Origin of the sequence: Shewanella sp. 10N.261.52.F9 (assembly GCF_041471165.1) — a bacterium.
GTDB lineage: Bacteria > Pseudomonadota > Gammaproteobacteria > Enterobacterales > Shewanellaceae > Shewanella > Shewanella marinintestina.
Genome location: NZ_JBFRNX010000004.1, coordinates 202,438 through 221,138, shown reverse-complemented (window position 1 = coordinate 221,138; position 18,701 = coordinate 202,438). Strand labels below are relative to the sequence as shown.

The following is an 18,701-nucleotide window of genomic DNA, read 5'->3' as shown; positions in this document are numbered from 1 at the left end:
AAATTTAAGTGATTACCACTATTTTGCGTGTTAGTGTTGAGCAATTATGCTGCTCTATATCTCGCCATTTTTGATGTTTTTAGCTTATTTACCAACCATTGAAGAGTAGTGAAACGCGATATTACGGCGTGAAATCGCGTATTTACTCCGGCTATTTGTACTAAAATTCACCTTATCCCGCCTGTATTTGTGATTAGAATACGAACTCCCGCCTAAAAAAATACAAGCTGTGTGCGCCTTTAGTGCATATAAATGCACTTTTTTTGGGCGTTATTTAGTTTGTATTCTTATCAGTCACCCTTCAGCAGCAAATTTTTACTATTAAAACAGTTGTTTAAATTTTGGCTTGGTATTTGCTTTATCTCTTATAAGACTTTCATGGAGGAGCGAGCAAATGCCAAGCTGTAGAACCACTTGTGCTTACTGTGGTGTCGGCTGCGGGATAGAGATCCACCGCGGGACATCTGACGAAATTATGCAAAAATCTTCGATTGTTAAAGCGGATAAGCTTATTCAAAACGCTAGTGTACCGCAGGCTAACGAGAGCAATCACAAGCATATCGAGCTATGTGGTGACGTAACCCATTCTGCAAATGCTGGTGAGTTATGCCTCAAAGGCATGAGTTTGCTTGAAGGGGTAAAGGTCCCGAATAAACTGCTTTATCCGAGGTTGAACCAAAGGCTGAGCTCTAGAGACCATGACAAGGCAAACACTGAAACAGTACAAGTCAATGCCAGCAAAACGATTGGCTGGGACGAGGCGATTGATAAAGTTGCATCGAAATTTAACAGTATTATTGCAGAGCATGGCAGTAATTCGGTGGCATTTTATTTATCGGGCCAACTGCTTACAGAAGATTATTACGTAGCAAATAAATTGGCTAAAGGTTTTTTAGGCTGCGCCAATATCGATACCAATTCACGCTTGTGCATGTCTTCAGCGGTAACGGCGCATATTCGCGCTTTTGGTGAAGATGTTATTCCTGGCTGTTATCAAGATTTTGAATTGGCCGATGTCGTTGTACTTGTTGGTGCCAATACCGCTTGGACACACCCGGTATTGTTTAAACGCATTCTTGCAGCAAGAGAACAAAAAGGAACCAAGTTGGTGGTTGTCGATCCACGTAAAACAGCTACGGCGTCTTATGCAGATCTGCATCTGCAATTACTACCGGGATCCGATCTCGCTTTATTCAATGGATTATTAAGCGCAATTAGTCACTCGAAGCGGCAAAACCTTGATTATATTCAAAGCAATACCCGAGGGTATTCAGAAGCAATTTACGCTGTAAACGCATGTGATTCTCTTGAGAAAGTCGCTGTTAAAACAGGATTGTCGGTTGAGGATATTAGCAACTTTTATCAGCTCTATACTGCAACTGATCCCATCGTTCCAGTCACAAATAAAGTTGTTACAGCCAGTGGTCAAGGTGTGAATCAATCACTCATCGGCACTGACACCAGTAATGCCATTATTAATTGTCACTTGGCAATGGGGGATATAGGTCAACCAGGCTGTGGACCCTTTTCATTAACTGGTCAGCCAAATGCAATGGGCGGACGTGAAGTCGGAGGCATGGCAACTCAGCTCGCAGCTCATATGGGATTTACCTTGCAAGAGCGAAGTCTGCTAAGTGAGTTTTGGCAATCAGAGTCAGTAGTAAAAAGCAAAGGACTCACCGCGACAGAAATTTTCAGCCAGATGGCGTCGGGGGAAATCAAGGCCATATGGATAATGGGTACTAATCCATTAGTGTCAATGCCCGATACGGCTTTAGTTAAACGAGGACTTAAGCGCTGTGAGTTTGTGGTGATGTCAGATATTACTGCTGACACCGATACAGCTAAATACGCAGACTTACTTTTGCCTGCCCAAGGTTGGTCAGAAAAGTCTGGAACGGTGACCAATAGTGAACGTACCATTAGTCGTCAGCGTCGTTTTGTTACACCACAAGGAGAATCAAAAGCAGACTGGTGGGCCATTTGTGAAGTGGCGAAAGCGCTTGGATTCAAACAAGGTTTCAATTTTTCCAATAGTCATCAAATTTTTACCGAGCACGCGATGCTTACCGACAAAGTGGTTAGTCACTTTCCCAATCAGCAATATACCTTAGCTGGTCTAAGCAATATTAGCGAGCAGGAGTACGACGAGCTTGAGCCGATCCAGTGGCCTATTGCCAAAAGGTGCGAGCAATTTAATAGCTTGCAAACTAAGGCGTTAGTTAAAGATAAGGCTGAAGATCTGCCAAATAATCTCCTAGAACAAAAAACACTGCAATCGTCTCAATATTTATCTCAAGAACGCTTATATCAAGATGGTCGCTTCTCAACGACCAATGGTCTTGCCAACTTCATCGCGACTCCTTTGTTAGCACAAGAAGTGGATAAAAAGTCTGCGCCAAATGGAATATGGCTTAACTCTGGCAGATCGCGAGATCAGTGGCACACCATGACGCGAACGGGTCATATTGCCAGCCTATCGGCAAGTGATTATCAACCTACGGTTTTGCTTAACCCTTTTACCTTGGAGCAATTGCAGATTGCTTCTGGAGATCTCGTCAAACTTACCGGGCTTAATTCAAATGAAAACATGTTAGCAAGAACGGTTGCTGATGAGGCTATTTTACCGGGTTCAGCTTTCTGTTCGATGCATTGGTCAACTCAATTTAGTAACAGTGCGGGTGTCAATCAGCTACTGGAAAGTCATGTAGATCCTTGGTCTTTGCAACCAGGGTTTAAGCACCAACGGGTGCAAATTGAGGCTTATCCCGTCGTGGTTCAAGGGATCATCTGGGGGACGTCTGTTGTGGATTTCAGACAGCATATTTGGTGTGTAAAGCAAACCATTAATGATGGCGTTTGTCATCATTTTGCGGCGGCAAAGGCTGAGCTTGTTAGTAAAGCATTTAGCGATGTGGTTGGCTTTTCAAATATCCCTGCGCAAATATTGGAGTGGCAGTTTTCAGGTTACACAATTACCTGTTTTCTCAAGCAAGGCTCTGTCATTGGTCTATGCATTAGTGATAGCAGAGAAGTCAAAGTAGATGTTAATGCAGTACAAGCTCTGCTTAATCAGTGCGTTGATAATGATTGGCTTAGCAAGCTATATAGGCTTATTCGAGCGGGAGGGAGTCCGTTAATTTGTGCTTGCAACGGCGTAACCGAAGCTGCGATCTCCGCCAATATGCTTGAGACAATACAAAGTCTTGGCAGTGAGCAACTTGGAGTAACTCAATTGGTAAATGATGCTAAGCAAGCACTGGGCTGTAGCGCTGCTTGTGGCAGTTGCCTTAATCAAGTCACTGAGCTTGCGAGAGCGTTGCTAACGGCCGAAGATCTGGCGACACAGGAGGTGGCATGATGCAGGGAATAGAATTTATCAAGCAGATGCTATTTAAGCCTCTGAGCAGTATGAAATTTATTAATCCTGAGACGGTCGAGGACTTTAGCGCTCAAAAATTGACAACTTATCAACGTAGTGGGCAGCTGAACACTGACGAGTTTTGCTCGCTCAAGCGAGTTAGCGATGAAAAGATAAACACAGAGACAAGAACTCAGCAACTAAAGCAATTTGCTTTACAGTGCCTTAAGAGCACTGAGCAAAATAAAGTCATCAATAACCAACATCAGACTGTAAAAATTGTAGGAGCAGGCTGTGGTGACATTGAGTTACTCACTTTAAAAGCGGCAAAGATGATAACTGAAGCGGATGCCATTGTTTATGACAATTTGGTATGTGCGGAGATTTTACAATTGGCAGCTACTCATTGCCGTCTTATCTACATGGGTAAGCGTTTTGCACAAAAAAGTCGTACTCAAGATGAGATTAACCAAAGACTTTATCATTTGGCTATCTCAGGGGTAAAAGTGGTACGACTCAAAGGCGGCGACCCAAATGTTTTTGGTCGCGGAGGTGAAGAAGCACTATTTCTAGCTAAACGGGGTGTTAAGAGCGAGTTCATCGCGGGTGTCACGGCGGCTTTGGGCTGCGCAGCAAGTAGTGGCATCCCACTGACCCATAGAAAAGTGGCCAGAAGCGTCACCTTTGTCACTGGCAGAACCTGCGATAACAAAAGAGAGCAAGCTGTTATAGATGAATGGCAAGGCTTACTTTCAGCTAATAGCACCTTAGTGTTCTATATGGGTAAAGAGAAGGCATTAGAAATTGCAACGGGATTAATGTTAGCTGGCGCAGTAGGCAGTTTACCTGTTGCTTTTATTACCAATGGTGCAAGGCAATCACAGACAATAAATTTCAGTCGTGTTGATCAAATGGCGCAAGATGCACTAAGCCTCAAGCAAGCTGGGCCGACACTCATCATAGTGGGAGAAGTGGTCACTATTGGTGCAGAGCTTGAGCATTGCCTGGCGTTTTGTTCACAATCTATTGCAGCTAATGAGAGTCTATATGGATAAAGCAAACCTAAGTGCAGCATCCACAAGCAAGTTACTAATGGGACATATAGGTAGCAGCAAACTCGATAACCATATTGATAAGGCCGGTTATATAAAACTTATTAAGGCGCTGGGACGCGGAAAAAAAGGCTCGCGAAGCTTAACCGTTAATGAAAGTTTTCAGCTTATACATGGATGTAAACTTGGCGTTGGTACGACCGCTCAATTAAGTGCGGCGCTTATGTTAATGCGAGTTCGTGGTGAAACTGCCGAAGAGATAGCAGGGGTAACACTCGCGCTAAAGCAAAGCGTTGACCCCCAGTGGCAATCGTTAAATATTACCCTTGATTGGCCTTGTTACGCAGGTAAACGCGATCAGTTACCGTATATGCTCTTCTGTGCCAAAGCTTTGGCACAGCAAGGTGAGCGAATACTTATCCATGGTGATAATCGTATATTGCGTCATCGTCATCATGTGGGCGATGTCATTCAAGCTTTAGGCATAGCGGAGGTCAACTCAGCTGCTGAGGCTCAAGTTATATTAGACCGCGATGGGCTTTGTTATGTCAATGCAGACAAGCTCACCGTGTTTGCCGATACCTTTAGAGAGCTTCATCAACAATTGGGACTAAGAAGCCTTTATCAAACGGCGATACGTTGTTTGAATCCCGCTAATGCTCAATTAGGCATACGCAGCTATTTTCACAGTGGTTTCGCATCGCAACACATTAAGGTTGCGCAACTTTTGGCGCAGCATGTGCCAGCATCAAGAGTGTTGATTTTTAAAGGTTATCAAGGCGAAGCTGAAATTAACCCAAGGTGCAGTACTAAGCTGTTTATTAGTCCGTGGCAGGATATTGATTCTCAATCTTTTGGCGTTAATGACGCTAATCAGGTTTTAAGCATCAATATACCGACAAGGCTAGATATGCTGCAAGGCGACAAGTTACTTGCTAAACACTTGTGCGCAAACTGGTTAACAGCGTTGGTTGGAAGCAATACAGGGGACTTGCCTGCAAAAGTAGACGGTCTTGATTCAATGATCGAAAGTGCTATTGATATAAACGAGCGCATACGTGCAAAGGCTGCCATTGAAAGTACGCTAACCGCACTTAACTTACTAAAAAATCCATCACTTGTCTTAAATGATGCACGTAGCCAGGCCGAGCATTTAACTGATCAAATCTTTGCCTATTTAATTCGAGAAATTTGCAGCCTTGAGCAAGTAAATAACCCTGAGCGGATAGACAGCCCTGAGCAGGTAAACAGCCCTGAGCAGACAGACAGTTCTGACAGTATAAATCGCTCTGAAACCAAGCAATACCAAAAGCTAACGAGTCGTAATAAGCAAGAGGAGCCTGCAAATGCGCATTATTAGCTTTACGGAATCGCAACAAATTAAGTCAAGGTATCGCGGCGAATGCTATGTGAGCGAGTTAAGTCATGCAGGCCATCAACTAGTGCCAGTAACGAGTTTATTAGAATGTGAACGTATTCATTTTGAAGCACAGTCCGATCTGTTGCTGTTAAACCTTAAAAAAATCACTGAGAGTCATTTAGCGTTTATTGCTCGCTTAATGGAATTCTCCCCAGTGAGCTTGATTGTTTGTAGTGAGAAGATTAGCGAAAACCAATTAACTTGTTTACTGGAATGTGGGCGCATAACGTATACGCCGCAAACATTATGCGTGAGCCGTATTAATGCTGTGATAGAGCTGGCGTTACTGCGTTTTAAAGCGGCTAATCACACATTATCTAAAATTGAGCATCTTGAGCAGAAATTAGCTACTGAGCAAATTATTTATCAAGCGAAAAGTAAGTTGCAATCAGTTGGGCTTAATGAACAGCAAGCACATCAACAATTGCAGCAATATGCTATGCAGCAGGGAACAAGCCTTATTGCTGTGGCAAAAGCGTTGTGTAAATAGCCTTGCACTGTCGATGTTCTACAATGAACCAAATAAGTGCAAGTAAAGTGAGTCAGTGAGTAAAGTAGAAAAAATACGACAAGATAATAAACATCTTAACTCATTTAAAACAGTTAGTTGTATAATTTTTAATACGGGTGTTTAAGCTGGCATAAGCTTTGCGAAAGATAGAGTGACACGAGCTTAGTAAAATTAGTTTAGTCAGTACGAACTGAGTGACACTGAGTTAGTGATTATAATGCGATTTAAAAATAGCTTGTTATAAAAAGCGGTAATCAAAATTTAATGGATATCGGGCAAAGGCGCCATCTTCTTTAGGGAAGTGGCGCCTTTTTGTTTTTCTAAAAGTCAGTAACTCTAAAACTCTGGAATACGGGGGCGCTAAATGGAACAAACAAAACAAAAACTGCTGGTGGTTGGGAACGGCATGGTAGGCCATTATTTTGTCGAGCAACTGTGCCGTCAAAATATGAGTCAATATTTAGATATTCAAGTGTTAGGGCAAGAACAGATTGCAGCCTATGACAGAGTGCAATTGTCTAAATATTTTGAGGTAGGTAACGCTGATAATTTGATGTTGGCAAGTCAGGTTGAATATCAAGCCAATGGTGTGACACTACATTTGGGCCAAGAGGTCATAGAAATTGATGTGGTTAATAAGCAGGTTTTTACTCAAGATGCTGATTTTAGTTACGACAAGTTGGTGCTCGCTACAGGTTCATATCCGTTTGTTCCACCGATACAAGGCAATGATAGAGCCGACTGTTTAGTCTACCGAACGATTGATGATTTAAAAGCCATTGAACGGGCAGCTAATCGCGCACGCTCAGGTGTTGTTGTAGGTGGGGGATTATTAGGTCTAGAGGCCGCCAACGCGCTGCTATCACTCGGTATCGATACGCATGTTGTTGAGTTTGCGCCACAGCTGATGTCTGTTCAGCTGAATAAAGAAGGTGGTGAGTTGCTCAAGGAAAAAATTGAAGCACTGGGAGTGCAGGTTCATCTCAATAAAGCCACTACGGAGATTGTTGATGGCGAAGAGGCTCGGCATCGAATGACTTTTAGTGACGGAAGTTTCCTAGAAGCTGACATGTTGGTGTTTTCTGCGGGGATCCGCCCTCAAGATAACTTGGCAAGAAAGGCCAATATCAATGTAGGAGATAGAGGAGGGATTATCATTGATGATCAGTGCCTTACTTCTAATGAGGATATTTTTGCAATTGGAGAGTGCGCATTATGGCAACAAAAAATATTTGGATTAGTAGCGCCTGGTTACCAAATGGCAAATGTCGTTGCATCGCAAATCACAGCTGATTATTTACACAATCAACCAAGCCAATTTTATGGCGCAGATATGAGCACCAAACTTAAACTTCTTGGCGTAGATGTGGCTTCGATAGGCGAAAGCCGTGGCTTTGAGAATGCTCAATATGTTGAATTGATAGACCAACAAGCAGGTATTTATAAAAAGTTATGGCTTGATGAAACTGGCTTATACCTAAGAGGAGCGGTACTGATTGGTAATGTTGATGAGTATAGCCACTTACTGAGTTTATATTTGGCCGCAGAGCCTTTAGAACTACCCGCGGTCAGCCTGTTAACTGCAGATAATTCTGCTCCAATTCTATTAAAAGATAACGCTATCGTTTGTTCGTGCCATCAGGTAACTAAATCAGAGATCTGTGAGCAAGTGTTAGCGGGGAATCATACTCTAAGTGATATTAAAAGCTGTACTAAAGCCGCTTCAGGTTGTGGTGGCTGCGCTGCAGTGGTTGAGCAAATTATTGATGATGCGCTAGTTGAGCAAGGGATAGAAACAGAGCAAGGCGTGTGTCGCCACTTTGAATATGATAGACAAGCCTTGTTTCATCTGTGCCAAGTTGAAAGCATTAAAGATTTCAACACTCTTTATCAGCAACACGCTAAATCTGGTGCGTCAAGCTTAGCGCTTGGCTGTGAGATCTGTAAGCCATTAGCGGCGTCGATTTTTGCCACACTAGAAAACGACTATGTGCTTTCAGAGCAACATGTGGCACTTCAAGATACTAACGATGCTTACTTAGGTAATTTGCAAAAAGATGGCAGTTACTCGGTTGTGCCACGTATTGCTGGTGGTGAAATTACCCCTGATAAATTGATTGCGATAGGTGAAATTGCCAAAAAATATAACCTTTACACCAAAATCACTGGTGGCCAAAGAATTGATATGTTTGGGGCGCAATTATCAGAGCTACCACGAATATGGCAACAACTGATCGCTGCTGGGTTTGAAACGGGTCATGCCTATGGTAAGTCGTTACGCACGGTAAAGTCCTGTGTTGGTGATACTTGGTGCCGTTACGGCGTACAAGACTCGGTTAGCTTGGCCATCGCATTAGAGAATCGTTATAAGGGCCTGCGGGCCCCCCACAAAGTTAAAATGGCCGTATCAGGCTGTACGCGTGAATGTGCCGAAGCCCAAAGCAAAGATATTGGTGTGATTGCATCAGAAAATGGCTGGAATCTTTATGTTTGTGGTAATGGTGGCATGCGCCCACGACATGGTGACTTGTTTGCGACTGACTTATCGACAGAGCAGTTGGTCAGTTATATCGATAGGATCTTGATGTTCTACTCGAAAACAGCAGGCAGATTACAACGCACCTCTGTGTGGATGGAATCATTAGCTGGTGGCCTCGAATATCTGCAATCTGTGATTATTAGTGATGAACTTGGACTCTCTGCGGAGCTTGAAGCGCAGATGCAAAAAGTGGTGGCGAGTTACCAGTGTGAGTGGCAGACTAGTTTAAATGATAAACATTTTCTCAGTCGTTTCGATGAGTTTGTCAACCCTAAAGATGCGCCTGCACCAAGTCAAAACCCCTACCAATATCTGCGCCAGCAGAAATTTCCAATCCAATCGCAAGTACAGCGATTTTCTGAAATCACTCAAGCAAATAAAGGGGCAGGGAATATTGCCGTCACTATTTTAGACGAACAGGAGACAAGTCTATGAGTTGGGTAACATTATGTGAAGAAAAAGTATTACCAACGAATCGAGGTGTGGCAGCTTGGTTTTGTGGTAGAGCCATTGCCTTGTTTAATCTCGGTGATAAAGGCATATTCGCAGTTGATAATATTGATCCAGCTACGGGCGTAAGTGTACTTTCAAGAGGCCTATTATGTGAGCTCAATAATGAGCTTTACGTGTCATCTCCGCTCCATAAACAGCACTATCATTTGCAAAGCGGGAAATGCTTTGAAAATTCAGAGCTTAACGTTAATTGCTTTGAGGTCAAAAAGTACCAAGGTAAGGTAATGGTTCGAAAAAATAAACCTAAAATAGTGCAAGGTAGACGACCAACAGATACTAAATCAGCTTTTAGTAAGGAGGCATAATATGACTAACCAAAATTTCAGCCTCTTTAGCTTTAGTGGCAAGATGAAAGTGATGCACTTAAGCTGGATGGCATTTTTTATCACATTTGTTGTGTGGTTTAACGCGGCGCCACTAATGAGTGTGATTGCAGAAAGCATTGGCTTAACTATTGCGCAGATCAAAACCTTATTGATTTTAAATGTGGCATTAACCATTCCTGCACGCGTCATTATTGGCATGGTCACTGACCGTTATGGTCCAAGACGAGTCTATTCTTTGCTATTGGGTTTATGTTCCATTCCTTGCTTTATGTTTGCTTTAGGCACCACGTTTGAGCAACTCGCATTGGCTCGTTTTTTACTTGGGTTTATTGGCGCTGGTTTTGTGATTGGTATCCGTATGGTAAGTGAATGGTTTCCAGCGAAAGAGCTAGGTGTAGCTGAAGGCATATATGGTGGTTGGGGAAACTTTGGCTCAGCAGCTGCAGCCTTTACCTTACCCGCTGTGGCACTGGCTTTTGGTGGCGAAAATGGTTGGCGTTACGCTATTGGTTTAAGTGGATTAATGAGTCTAGCTTTCGCCTTTGTTTATTATTTTAATGTTACCGATACGCCAAAAGGCTCAACCTATTTTAAACCTAAAAGGGCTGGAGCTCTTGAGGTTACAAGTAAAGGAGACTTTGTGTTGCTGGTGGTAATGAAATTACCAATGTATGCCACCTTAGCGCTCCTCGCCTGGAAACTATCACCGGCAGGTGTTGCAATGCTATCTGCAAATATGGTCAATGGGATTTATCTATTCTTATTTGCGATTTTAGCTGCCGATTTGCTACAAACATTTAATGTAAATAAGGCTGTATTTAAAGGCGGCGTTCCCGAATTTGAACGTTACGAATTTAAGCAAGTTGCAGTGCTTAACGTCCTTTACTTTTCAACTTTCGGCTCAGAGTTAGCTGTTGTATCCATGTTGCCTTTGTATTTTGCAGAGACGTTCGAGCTAGGTTTGGCTCAAGCAGGTATGGTCGCATCTTCCTATGCGTTTATGAATTTGATGTCTCGTCCCGGCGGGGGCTGGCTAAGTGATCGTTTTGGACGGAAATCGACACTACTGATTTTGACTGCTGGATTAGCATTAGGTTACTTAGGTGTGGCACAAATAGATAGTAGTTGGGGATTACCTATTGCTATTGCGATGGTCATGCTTTGCTCTTTCTTTGTTCAAAGTGGTGAAGGTGCAGTGTTTGCCGCTGTGCCGTTAATTAAACGGCGGCTAACAGGGCAAATAGCGGGCATGACTGGTGCGTATGGCAATGTGGGGGCGGTGTTTTTTTTAACCGTTTACTCGATGGTGTCAACACAGACTTTTTTCTATGTCATAGCGGCTAGTGCTGTATTTGGTTTTATTACATTGTTTTTTATGGCTGAGCCCAAAGGGCATATTGCGGAGGTCAATGATAACGGTGAAGTCACACTTATTAGTGTGAGTTAAGCAAATGGTAAACCACACTTTTACAGGAAAAAACTGGCCTGTTCGAGAGTCGCTCGCGTTGAAAAAAGCGGGCGACAACCAATCAAGCATTGGCATAAATAAGGCGCAACCTCTGCCGTTTATGCCTGATTCGAATTTATCGCTTTATGTTGGTCAATATTCAGATAAGGGCGTAAAGTCAGAAAATGAAGATGCTATCGGGATCCGGATCCCTACAGGGCATGTTCTTACAACAAAAGGCGCAGTAGCTGCGATTAGTGACGGAGTTAGTTTAGCGGAAAAGGGCGGCGCCGCATCGGCAATAAGTGTGAGCAATTTTTTAGCTGACTATTATTCAACCCCAGACCTTTGGTCGGTAAAACAGGCAAGCGCTAAAGTGCTAACAGCCTTAAACCGGTGGCTTTACGGATTAGGACAAGATTATCGGGATGCAAGGCGGGGCTATGTGTGCACGTTTAGTGCATTAGTATTTAAGTCGAATCATTTGCATATGCTACATATAGGCGATTCTCGGATTTATCGATATCGAAACGACCGCTTACAAAAGCTATCTAACGATCATATTAGTTTGGTTGGGAAAAGTGATAGGTACCTTGCAAGAGCCTTAGGGCTAGACTTGAACATTGACGTAGATTACTGCTGTTTATCTTTACAAGTTGACGATATATATCTGTTGATGACTGACGGCGTGCACGATGTATTAGCTGATCACGATATCGTAAAGATTATAGATACTCAGCTTTCATCGGCCTCCAATAACGTTAGTGATAACGACTGTGATGTGATTAGCTACCAGCTTGTTAACAATGCCATTATCCAAGGTTCAAAGGATAACGCTAGCTGTCAGTGCATTAGTGTAACTCAATTGCCTGATGCATCAATCGATGACTTGTATAGAAGTTTAACTCATTTACCGTTTCCACCTGCGTTAAGTAAAGGTATGAAGCTGGATGGTTACACAGTGCTTAAAACCTTGTACCAAAGTCAGCGTAGCCAAGTTTACCTTGTTAATAATGAACAGGGTCAGCTGAGGTGCATGAAAACGCCATCAGTTAACTATCAAGATGATGCCGCTTATATCGAGCGTTTTATACTAGAAAGCTGGGTGGGTGAACGGATCAATAGTGCGCAAGTTATCTCGATAAAAGACAGAGGCCAACCTAAGTCTGCTCTGTACTATTTAACTGAGTATATAGAGGGAGTAACGTTACAGCGATGGATGCAGCTTAACCCAAAGCCTGACATACAAGCCGTACTCGCTATTTTGAATCAAATAGAGGCTGGTTTACGAGCTTTTCACCGCAAAGAGACATTACACCAAGATCTGAAACCAGAAAACATACTTATCGACCCAGATGGACAGGTTAAGATCATCGACTTTGGCGCTTGCTACATAAAAGGTATTGCTGAGATCTCAACTCCGTTAGTACGAAATAGTGTTCTTGGTACCGCAGAATATTCAGCTCCTGAAGTGCTGTTACGTTATAACGTGACCCATCAAGCGGATTTATATTCATTAGCTGTTATTGCGTTTGAGATGCTGACAAGTCAATTGCCTTTTAGGGGGAAGCAAGCTGAGTGTTTGTTAGAAACAGATTTTAAGCGCCTGCGTTATACACCTAGCTATGCATTAAATCCATTGGTACCTATTTGGATGGATAGCGCATTAAAAAAATCATTACATTTTGACCCTAATGCGCGTCATAACGACATCAGTGAATGGCTCTATGAAATGAATACTCCTGTACGCCAATGGTACCAACCTACCGACAAGCAATCATTTCTTCAAAGGAGGCCGTTGGTGTTTTGGCAAAGTATGAGTGGGTTATTATTGGGCATCATATTGCTATTTGTTATGTTTGGTCTGTAATAGTGTGAGTGTTTTTCACTTTGTATATTCGGGTTGTATGTTTTAGTCTTGACTAAACACACCTGCAGTAGTGAGAATTTTTGATTTCAGCCTACTAGATTGCTTATCTCGATTTAGGGAGTTTACACGGTAGTGAGCTGTTTTTTAGGTTAATAGACAGATCAGTTCAATGCTCGGTTAGATAATAGCTATACAAAGGAATGTTTAATGCGATTAATGTTGATATTGTTTTTTTCGATCTTGCTGCAAGCCTGTCAAGCAACAGATAAACCTCAAATGCCACGCCCAACATTACCTCAGTTAAATTATGCTGCAGAGCTTTTTGATGGTGGGGTACCTGCGCCAGAGGATTTCTATCAGCTAAGTGCGGCTCAAATTAAATCGCTAAATGAATTTGTAGCGCAAGAACATATCGCGAGTTTACCTCGCTACAAACAAGCTTATGCATATCTCAAAAAGCGATTGGTGAACTTTAATTTTCAAGGCGAAAATTATTCCGCGACTGAATCGCTTGAAAATAATGGCGGAAATTGCATGGCTCTGGCAATGTTAACTTACGCTATTGCTAAAGAAATGGATGTGGAATTCAGGTTTCAAGTTATGCATACCATGCCTGTATTACTTGATATTTCGGATGAAATTGCAGTGACCTCTGATCATGTTCGAACCTTTCTATATGAAGCTTCAGAAGACGAATCGGTTGCTTTATTTGGGCGAAGTCGAGTTCAAATCGATTATTTTCCCGATAAATATGATCGAGGCGGTAAGCTAATAAATCAGGAGGAATTCTTAGCAATGTTCTACCGTAATCTAGCAGCTGATGCCATTTTTATCGGTGATTTGAATTATGCTTTTTTGCTGTTAAATAAAAGCTTAAAAATTGCACCTTACTATGAGCCAGCTATAAATATGCAAGCGGTGGTGCTTAGAAAGCTAGGTGATGAAGAGTCAGCAGAAAAGTTATATCGCTACGGACTTGAAATAGCTGAAAATAAAATTACTTTACTGAGTAATTATCACTTTTTACTAGAGTTAGATGGACGAGCAGAGCAAGCTGATAGAATTAAACAACAATTATTGGCACTTGAAGATCAAAGTCCATATACATGGTACCTGCAAGCATTAGATGCTATGTCAAAGCAAGACTATAAGAGTGCCAAGGTTTACCTCAATAAATTTCTACAAAATACTCATTACTACCATAGAGCTTATTACGATTTAGCTAAGGTTCAGGTGATACTTGGCGAATATCAGTTAGCAGAAGAGTCGCTTGCCCTTGCGATGAAATATACAGAGCGTACTCAGGATAGATCATTGTATCAAACCAAGATAGATAGGCTTTCAAACTTGTAAACCATCTACTGACAGAGCATGACTTTGGTATGACATGTTAAAGCTGATTTAAAATAGAGTTTATCTTGAATTTATCATTATCTATATTTAAACCAATGGATTAGGTTGTTTTTCAACTTGTAGTACTAAGCTAAGAAGAATAAAAAGAGATGTAGTACAAAGGTCTAGGTTTGCTGTGGTGAATAGCTAGTTTGTTGTATGACCTTTAATACTCTGGGTTGATGATGAAAATACACTTTATCGACATAATGACCGCGTTAATTAATTTTGGTCAGTAAAAAGGTTGATGATTTGCAATGAACAATAACAATAGGACTCATGCTTTTTTCAATTCAACCGTAGCGCAATTATGTTTGCTTTTATTTGCATTTATTATTGCCGCAATTTTATCAACGGCTGCAATTGCCCAAGACCTAAGTCAGTTTGATGAACTCAATGGTTATGATAATAAGGCTTCAATAACGCAAAACGGCGACAACCTTCAAGCATCGATCAATCAGCAAGGTGTATCTAATCAAGCTTATGTCAGTCAATTTGGTATTTCTACTCATGTCGATGTAAACCAAGTGGGTGGGAGTAATCGATTAGTCGCCCACCAAAATGGCGCTGAAATAGAGGCTACCATTCTTCAAAGCGGTTTCAACAATACCCTAGTGTCTTCCCAGCAAGGCGCTTATCTCAATTTAGATGTCAATCAACAGGGAAACGACAATTGGGCCTCAGTCTTACAGGTTGGAAATGAAAATAGTGTCACGATTTACCAAAATGGCAGTGGCAATGGGGTCGCTGTAGTCCAGTATGGACAAGGCATAACGACCCAAGTGACGCAAGGGCAAGCGCCAAACTAGTCGCCAGAAAATTCGCTTTACTTAGCCAGCAAACAGAGTCTTCATCGTTTTGATGTTAATTTATGGTTAAATTGTATTACACTGGTGGCCACATGGATGGTGAATTAGAGCAAACACGGAGTTAGTTAATGTTTAAAGTTACACATTGGGTCGTAATCACCCGCTCACATTTATTTGCAGACTTATTGAATACCCGATGGCCGCAAGAGTTTTTAGTTAAATTACACCGGGTCTCACCAGAACAATTCAACGGTGATTTATTAGAAAGCCGAATTACGATCATACTTATCGATTTAGCCACTGTCGACGTGCAAACTGCCTATCAAATTCAAAAACGAGTTGAGAAAGGCAGTAACGTCGCTCGGGTTGTATTTGTACATTTTCCAAAACAAATCGATGCAAAATTCCTATTACAAGCTTCTGTAACAGCAGGCGTATTCTATTCTGACGCGTCTTTAGAAGACATTGGTGAGGGAATGACTGAAATTGTTAAAGGCAAAGTGCTGATCCCACAAGCATTAATTGAATCTAATATTAATAAAGATGCGGTTACTGATGAGGTTGAAACCCTCACTATTCGTGAGCGTGAAGTATTGCAAGTTTTACGCAGCGGTAGCACAAACATCGATATTGCTAATAAGCTTTTTGTTAGTGAAAGCACCATCAAAACACATCTATATCGTGCCTTTAGAAAAATCGGAGTCTCTAGTAGAGGCCAAGCAATAGCGTGGGCACAGACTAACTTGCATGAAGTTACCCAATGATCCGTTTGTGGGTTTGCTTACTACTTTTGGCACCTTGTATTGCAGCTGAGGAGCTGGTACTTGCCGATCAAGATAAAAAAGCAAAAAGCACCAGTGATATTCCGCCTAAAATTGAAACAGATCTTATAGATGGCTTAATCTTGAATCGAGCAATGACTCGGTTTGGCCACCGATTTTATCGAGAATTTGTGGCTGACTATCGTGATATTGGCGGAATGGCACAACATTCAGGCTTAACCGTTGTTGAGCAGGCGACAGCAAGAAGTGGCAGTAAGATTAGTATCTTGCATAACAGGAAGCCTATTTACATTACTGTCGTATCACCGGCGAGTCGTAACATTGATGAACAGGCACTTGCTGCAGCCAAATGGGTAAATCAAAAACTGACACAAAATCAAAAACAAGCAAGTTGGGCACAGTTTTTGGACCCCGACCTAGCACCTGATGAGTTTTAACAAGGAATGTCTATGACTATATCTCTGAAAATAGCGGCTGCTACTGCACTTATTGCAGTGGTTGGTTCTGCTAAGGCGACCCAGTTGATTTATACGCCAGTTAACCCCAACTTTGGTGGTAGTTACTTAAACGGATCATACCTTTTGTCTAATGCTTCAGCACAAAATAAACATACAGGTGGTTCTAGTTATGTACCGCCAACTGCGCTAGATCGTCTTGCCAGTTCTTTAGAATCACGTTTGATGAGTCAATTGTTTAATGATGCAGCAAATGGTGGTGAAGGTTATTTAAAGACTGATGATTTTGAAATTCAAGTCGTCAATCAAGATGGCACCTTGTTAGTACATATTACTGATGTTGTCACCGGAGAAACCACCATTATTGAAGTCGGTGGTATTGTTGATAGTGGCACTGGAGCTGGTTAAAAATGAAAAAGCTTATTCTATTGTTAATATTATTTATTGTATCTGCTTGCTCATCTACCAGTGAACTAGAACAGATAGAGGCCTCATCTAGTTTAATGCCAAAAGGTGAAACATATTACGATTTAATCGGCTTACCTGCTCCCCAAGGTAGTATGGTTGCGGCCGTTTATGATTTTAGAGATCAAACCGGCCAATATAAGCCTATTCCGTCGAGTAACTTTTCCACGGCAGTTCCACAAAGTGGTACGGCATTTTTAGCGCAAGCGCTAAATGATTCAAGTTGGTTCACACCTGTTGAACGTGAAGGCTTACAGAATCTACTTACGGAACGTAAAATTGTGCGTGCAGGGCTAAAAGGCGATGCTGCGAGTTTAACTCAGCTTAATTCTGCTCAAATTCTAATGGAAGGAGGAATTGTTGCTTATGACACAAATATTCGTACTGGTGGAGCTGGGGCGCGTTACTTAGGTATCGGGGCGTCGAGTCAATTTCGTGTTGATAGCATTACTGTCAATTTAAGAGCAGTTGATATACGTACGGGTCGTCTATTGAGCAGTGTGACGACGACAAAGTCAGTTCTGTCTAAAGAGCTAACAGCAGGTGTTTTTAAATTTATCGATGCGCAAGAACTACTGGAATCTGAAGTGGGTTATACCTCAAATGAACCCGTTAGTTTATGTGTTGCACAGGCAATAGAAAGTGCAGTGGTCCATATGATTGCTGATGGCATTTGGAAAAGAGCCTGGAATTTGGCCGATACCCAAGTTGGTTTACAAAATGAGGTCTTAAAAAAATATTGGCTTGAAGCGCATTCGGTAGACAGAGTTCAAGCTAGACTCAACCAAGGTTAGTAGCGCAATGAGTTAAATTGAAAATGATACCGAATTAATATTAACTCGTTATAAAAGGCACTTTTTGTGCTTTTTTTGTTCCCCACCTCAATTTCATCTATCAACTTAAGCTAAATAAAACAATTTTTAACGCGTTATTGGTCTGTATTGAAATAGCACCCTTTGCTGTGTAGTGTGGCGGGTATTAATTATGCTATACAGGTGTTTGTTTTTTGTTGTATGCTTTATCTGTATTCAAGTTTAATAAAGGTGATGACATGAAAACGAAAACAAGGTTGCTATTGAGTGTAATGCTAGTCAGTACATGGGGCTTAGGTATACAGCAAGCTAAAGCTGCAACAGTTGGTTGTGAGCGTTCTGGTGGCATTAAGTGTCAAAAAGTCCGTAAGCCATATCAGCGTAACAAAGTCATAGTTATTCCTAAAAATCACCGCCACTATCATGCTTTTCATTCGCCAATATTAACGACCTTAGGCATCGCCATCGTTTTAGATGCAGCTGGCAATGCTGTAACTGATGATGGCAGTAAGGTAGTCGTGCTAGGTGAGGGAAGCGAAGTTAAAAATGTTTATGAAAAAGATGGTGTTGTCTATTTGATCAAAGAGCTTGGTTAGAATGGTAGCAATCAATGAGTTTAAGTCTCAACTTCCTTTTGTTGATAAAGCATTAACGATTCTTGCGGTATTTATATGCCTACTTGGCTTGTTTAACATCGCTATATTTCAGGTCTCTACATTAAGCATTATTGCACTAATTGCCTCTTTTATTACGGGGTTATCGATATACTGTTTTAAAGTACTAATTATAGGCTTAAGCAAAATGATTTTAGATTCTAGCAATAGAGGTGATTCGACATCAATTAAGCCGCAGCTTGTACTAAGACAAAATAGAGGGATTCATTTTGGGCTGTGTACTTTTTGCAACCAGTTTGAGACTAAGAACACTCTATCCGGGCGCTATGTTTG

The 18,701-nt window shown here is 41.7% G+C and carries 15 protein-coding genes; all 15 read left to right on the top strand.

Translation table 11 applies throughout. From position 1 onward, the window contains the following. The first annotated feature begins 394 nt into the window (after positions 1 to 394). The 15 genes from AB4298_RS03910 (at position 395) to AB4298_RS03840 (ending at position 18,350) form a co-directional block, all read left to right on the top strand. Positions 395 to 3,361, top strand: a complete 2,967-nt coding sequence (locus AB4298_RS03910) for a nitrate reductase (protein ID WP_371985794.1) — start codon at positions 395 to 397, stop codon at positions 3,359 to 3,361. Then, positions 3,358 to 4,416 carry a uroporphyrinogen-III C-methyltransferase gene (cobA, locus tag AB4298_RS03905; protein ID WP_371985793.1) on the top strand — a complete coding sequence of 353 codons (1,059 nt, stop codon included), beginning with the start codon at positions 3,358 to 3,360 and terminating at the stop codon, positions 4,414 to 4,416. The genes AB4298_RS03910 and cobA overlap by 4 nt, the downstream gene beginning before the upstream one ends. Beyond that, a complete protein-coding gene (locus tag AB4298_RS03900; RefSeq protein ID WP_371985792.1) occupies positions 4,409 to 5,773 on the top strand; it encodes a glycosyl transferase in 1,365 nt (454 codons plus the stop codon). Before cobA ends, AB4298_RS03900 begins: the two co-directional genes overlap by 8 nt. Next, a complete protein-coding gene (locus AB4298_RS03895) occupies positions 5,760 to 6,323 on the top strand; it encodes an ANTAR domain-containing protein (protein ID WP_220781997.1) in 564 nt (187 codons plus the stop codon). The genes AB4298_RS03900 and AB4298_RS03895 overlap by 14 nt, the downstream gene beginning before the upstream one ends. Positions 6,324 to 6,708: 385 nt before the next feature. Beyond that, positions 6,709 to 9,318, top strand: coding sequence for a nitrite reductase large subunit NirB (gene nirB, locus AB4298_RS03890; protein ID WP_371985791.1), 2,610 nt, complete (start codon positions 6,709 to 6,711; stop codon positions 9,316 to 9,318). Next, complete coding sequence (gene nirD / locus AB4298_RS03885) at positions 9,315 to 9,701, top strand: nitrite reductase small subunit NirD (protein WP_371985790.1); 387 nt, start codon at positions 9,315 to 9,317, stop codon at positions 9,699 to 9,701. Before nirB ends, nirD begins: the two co-directional genes overlap by 4 nt. 1 nt (position 9,702) lies before the next feature. Beyond that, positions 9,703 to 11,169, top strand: a complete 1,467-nt coding sequence (locus AB4298_RS03880; RefSeq protein WP_371985789.1) for a NarK family nitrate/nitrite MFS transporter — start codon at positions 9,703 to 9,705, stop codon at positions 11,167 to 11,169. Between the two features lie 4 nt (positions 11,170 to 11,173). After that, positions 11,174 to 13,039, top strand: coding sequence for a bifunctional protein-serine/threonine kinase/phosphatase (locus tag AB4298_RS03875; protein WP_371985788.1), 1,866 nt, complete (start codon positions 11,174 to 11,176; stop codon positions 13,037 to 13,039). Positions 13,040 to 13,246: 207 nt separating this feature from the next. Then, the gene (locus tag AB4298_RS03870) at positions 13,247 to 14,392 is read left to right on the top strand and encodes a tetratricopeptide repeat protein (protein ID WP_371985787.1); all 1,146 of its coding nucleotides are present in this window, start codon (positions 13,247 to 13,249) and stop codon (positions 14,390 to 14,392) included. A gap of 296 nt (positions 14,393 to 14,688) precedes the next feature. After that, positions 14,689 to 15,240 (top strand): curlin, encoded by a 552-nt coding sequence (locus AB4298_RS03865; protein WP_248998382.1) that lies wholly within the window; start codon positions 14,689 to 14,691, stop codon positions 15,238 to 15,240. A 128-nt stretch (positions 15,241 to 15,368) separates the two neighbouring features. After that, positions 15,369 to 16,004 (top strand): LuxR C-terminal-related transcriptional regulator, encoded by a 636-nt coding sequence (locus AB4298_RS03860; RefSeq protein ID WP_248998383.1) that lies wholly within the window; start codon positions 15,369 to 15,371, stop codon positions 16,002 to 16,004. Further along, the gene (locus AB4298_RS03855; protein WP_371985786.1) at positions 16,001 to 16,459 is read left to right on the top strand and encodes a curli production assembly/transport protein CsgE; all 459 of its coding nucleotides are present in this window, start codon (positions 16,001 to 16,003) and stop codon (positions 16,457 to 16,459) included. The genes AB4298_RS03860 and AB4298_RS03855 overlap by 4 nt, the downstream gene beginning before the upstream one ends. A 12-nt stretch (positions 16,460 to 16,471) precedes the next feature. Then, positions 16,472 to 16,885 carry a curli assembly protein CsgF gene (locus tag AB4298_RS03850; protein WP_248998385.1) on the top strand — a complete coding sequence of 138 codons (414 nt, stop codon included), beginning with the start codon at positions 16,472 to 16,474 and terminating at the stop codon, positions 16,883 to 16,885. A gap of 2 nt (positions 16,886 to 16,887) precedes the next feature. Then, positions 16,888 to 17,736 (top strand): CsgG/HfaB family protein, encoded by an 849-nt coding sequence (locus AB4298_RS03845; RefSeq protein ID WP_248998386.1) that lies wholly within the window; start codon positions 16,888 to 16,890, stop codon positions 17,734 to 17,736. 257 nt (positions 17,737 to 17,993) lie between these two features. Continuing rightward, positions 17,994 to 18,350, top strand: coding sequence for a hypothetical protein (locus tag AB4298_RS03840; protein ID WP_248998387.1), 357 nt, complete (start codon positions 17,994 to 17,996; stop codon positions 18,348 to 18,350). Positions 18,351 to 18,701 lie beyond the last annotated feature (351 nt).

Coding starts and splice junctions, on each gene's coding strand:
- AB4298_RS03845 (WP_248998386.1), top strand. CDS start 16,888: ATGAAAAAGCTTATTCTATTGTTAATATTATTTATTGTATCTGCTTGC.
- AB4298_RS03860 (WP_248998383.1), top strand. CDS start 15,369: ATGTTTAAAGTTACACATTGGGTCGTAATCACCCGCTCACATTTATTT.
- AB4298_RS03865 (WP_248998382.1), top strand. CDS start 14,689: ATGAACAATAACAATAGGACTCATGCTTTTTTCAATTCAACCGTAGCG.
- AB4298_RS03870 (WP_371985787.1), top strand. CDS start 13,247: ATGCGATTAATGTTGATATTGTTTTTTTCGATCTTGCTGCAAGCCTGT.
- AB4298_RS03840 (WP_248998387.1), top strand. CDS start 17,994: ATGAAAACGAAAACAAGGTTGCTATTGAGTGTAATGCTAGTCAGTACA.
- AB4298_RS03850 (WP_248998385.1), top strand. CDS start 16,472: ATGACTATATCTCTGAAAATAGCGGCTGCTACTGCACTTATTGCAGTG.
- AB4298_RS03900 (WP_371985792.1), top strand. CDS start 4,409: ATGGATAAAGCAAACCTAAGTGCAGCATCCACAAGCAAGTTACTAATG.
- AB4298_RS03880 (WP_371985789.1), top strand. CDS start 9,703: ATGACTAACCAAAATTTCAGCCTCTTTAGCTTTAGTGGCAAGATGAAA.
- nirD (WP_371985790.1), top strand. CDS start 9,315: ATGAGTTGGGTAACATTATGTGAAGAAAAAGTATTACCAACGAATCGA.
- nirB (WP_371985791.1), top strand. CDS start 6,709: ATGGAACAAACAAAACAAAAACTGCTGGTGGTTGGGAACGGCATGGTA.
- AB4298_RS03855 (WP_371985786.1), top strand. CDS start 16,001: ATGATCCGTTTGTGGGTTTGCTTACTACTTTTGGCACCTTGTATTGCA.
- AB4298_RS03875 (WP_371985788.1), top strand. CDS start 11,174: ATGGTAAACCACACTTTTACAGGAAAAAACTGGCCTGTTCGAGAGTCG.
- AB4298_RS03895 (WP_220781997.1), top strand. CDS start 5,760: ATGCGCATTATTAGCTTTACGGAATCGCAACAAATTAAGTCAAGGTAT.
- AB4298_RS03910 (WP_371985794.1), top strand. CDS start 395: ATGCCAAGCTGTAGAACCACTTGTGCTTACTGTGGTGTCGGCTGCGGG.
- cobA (WP_371985793.1), top strand. CDS start 3,358: ATGATGCAGGGAATAGAATTTATCAAGCAGATGCTATTTAAGCCTCTG.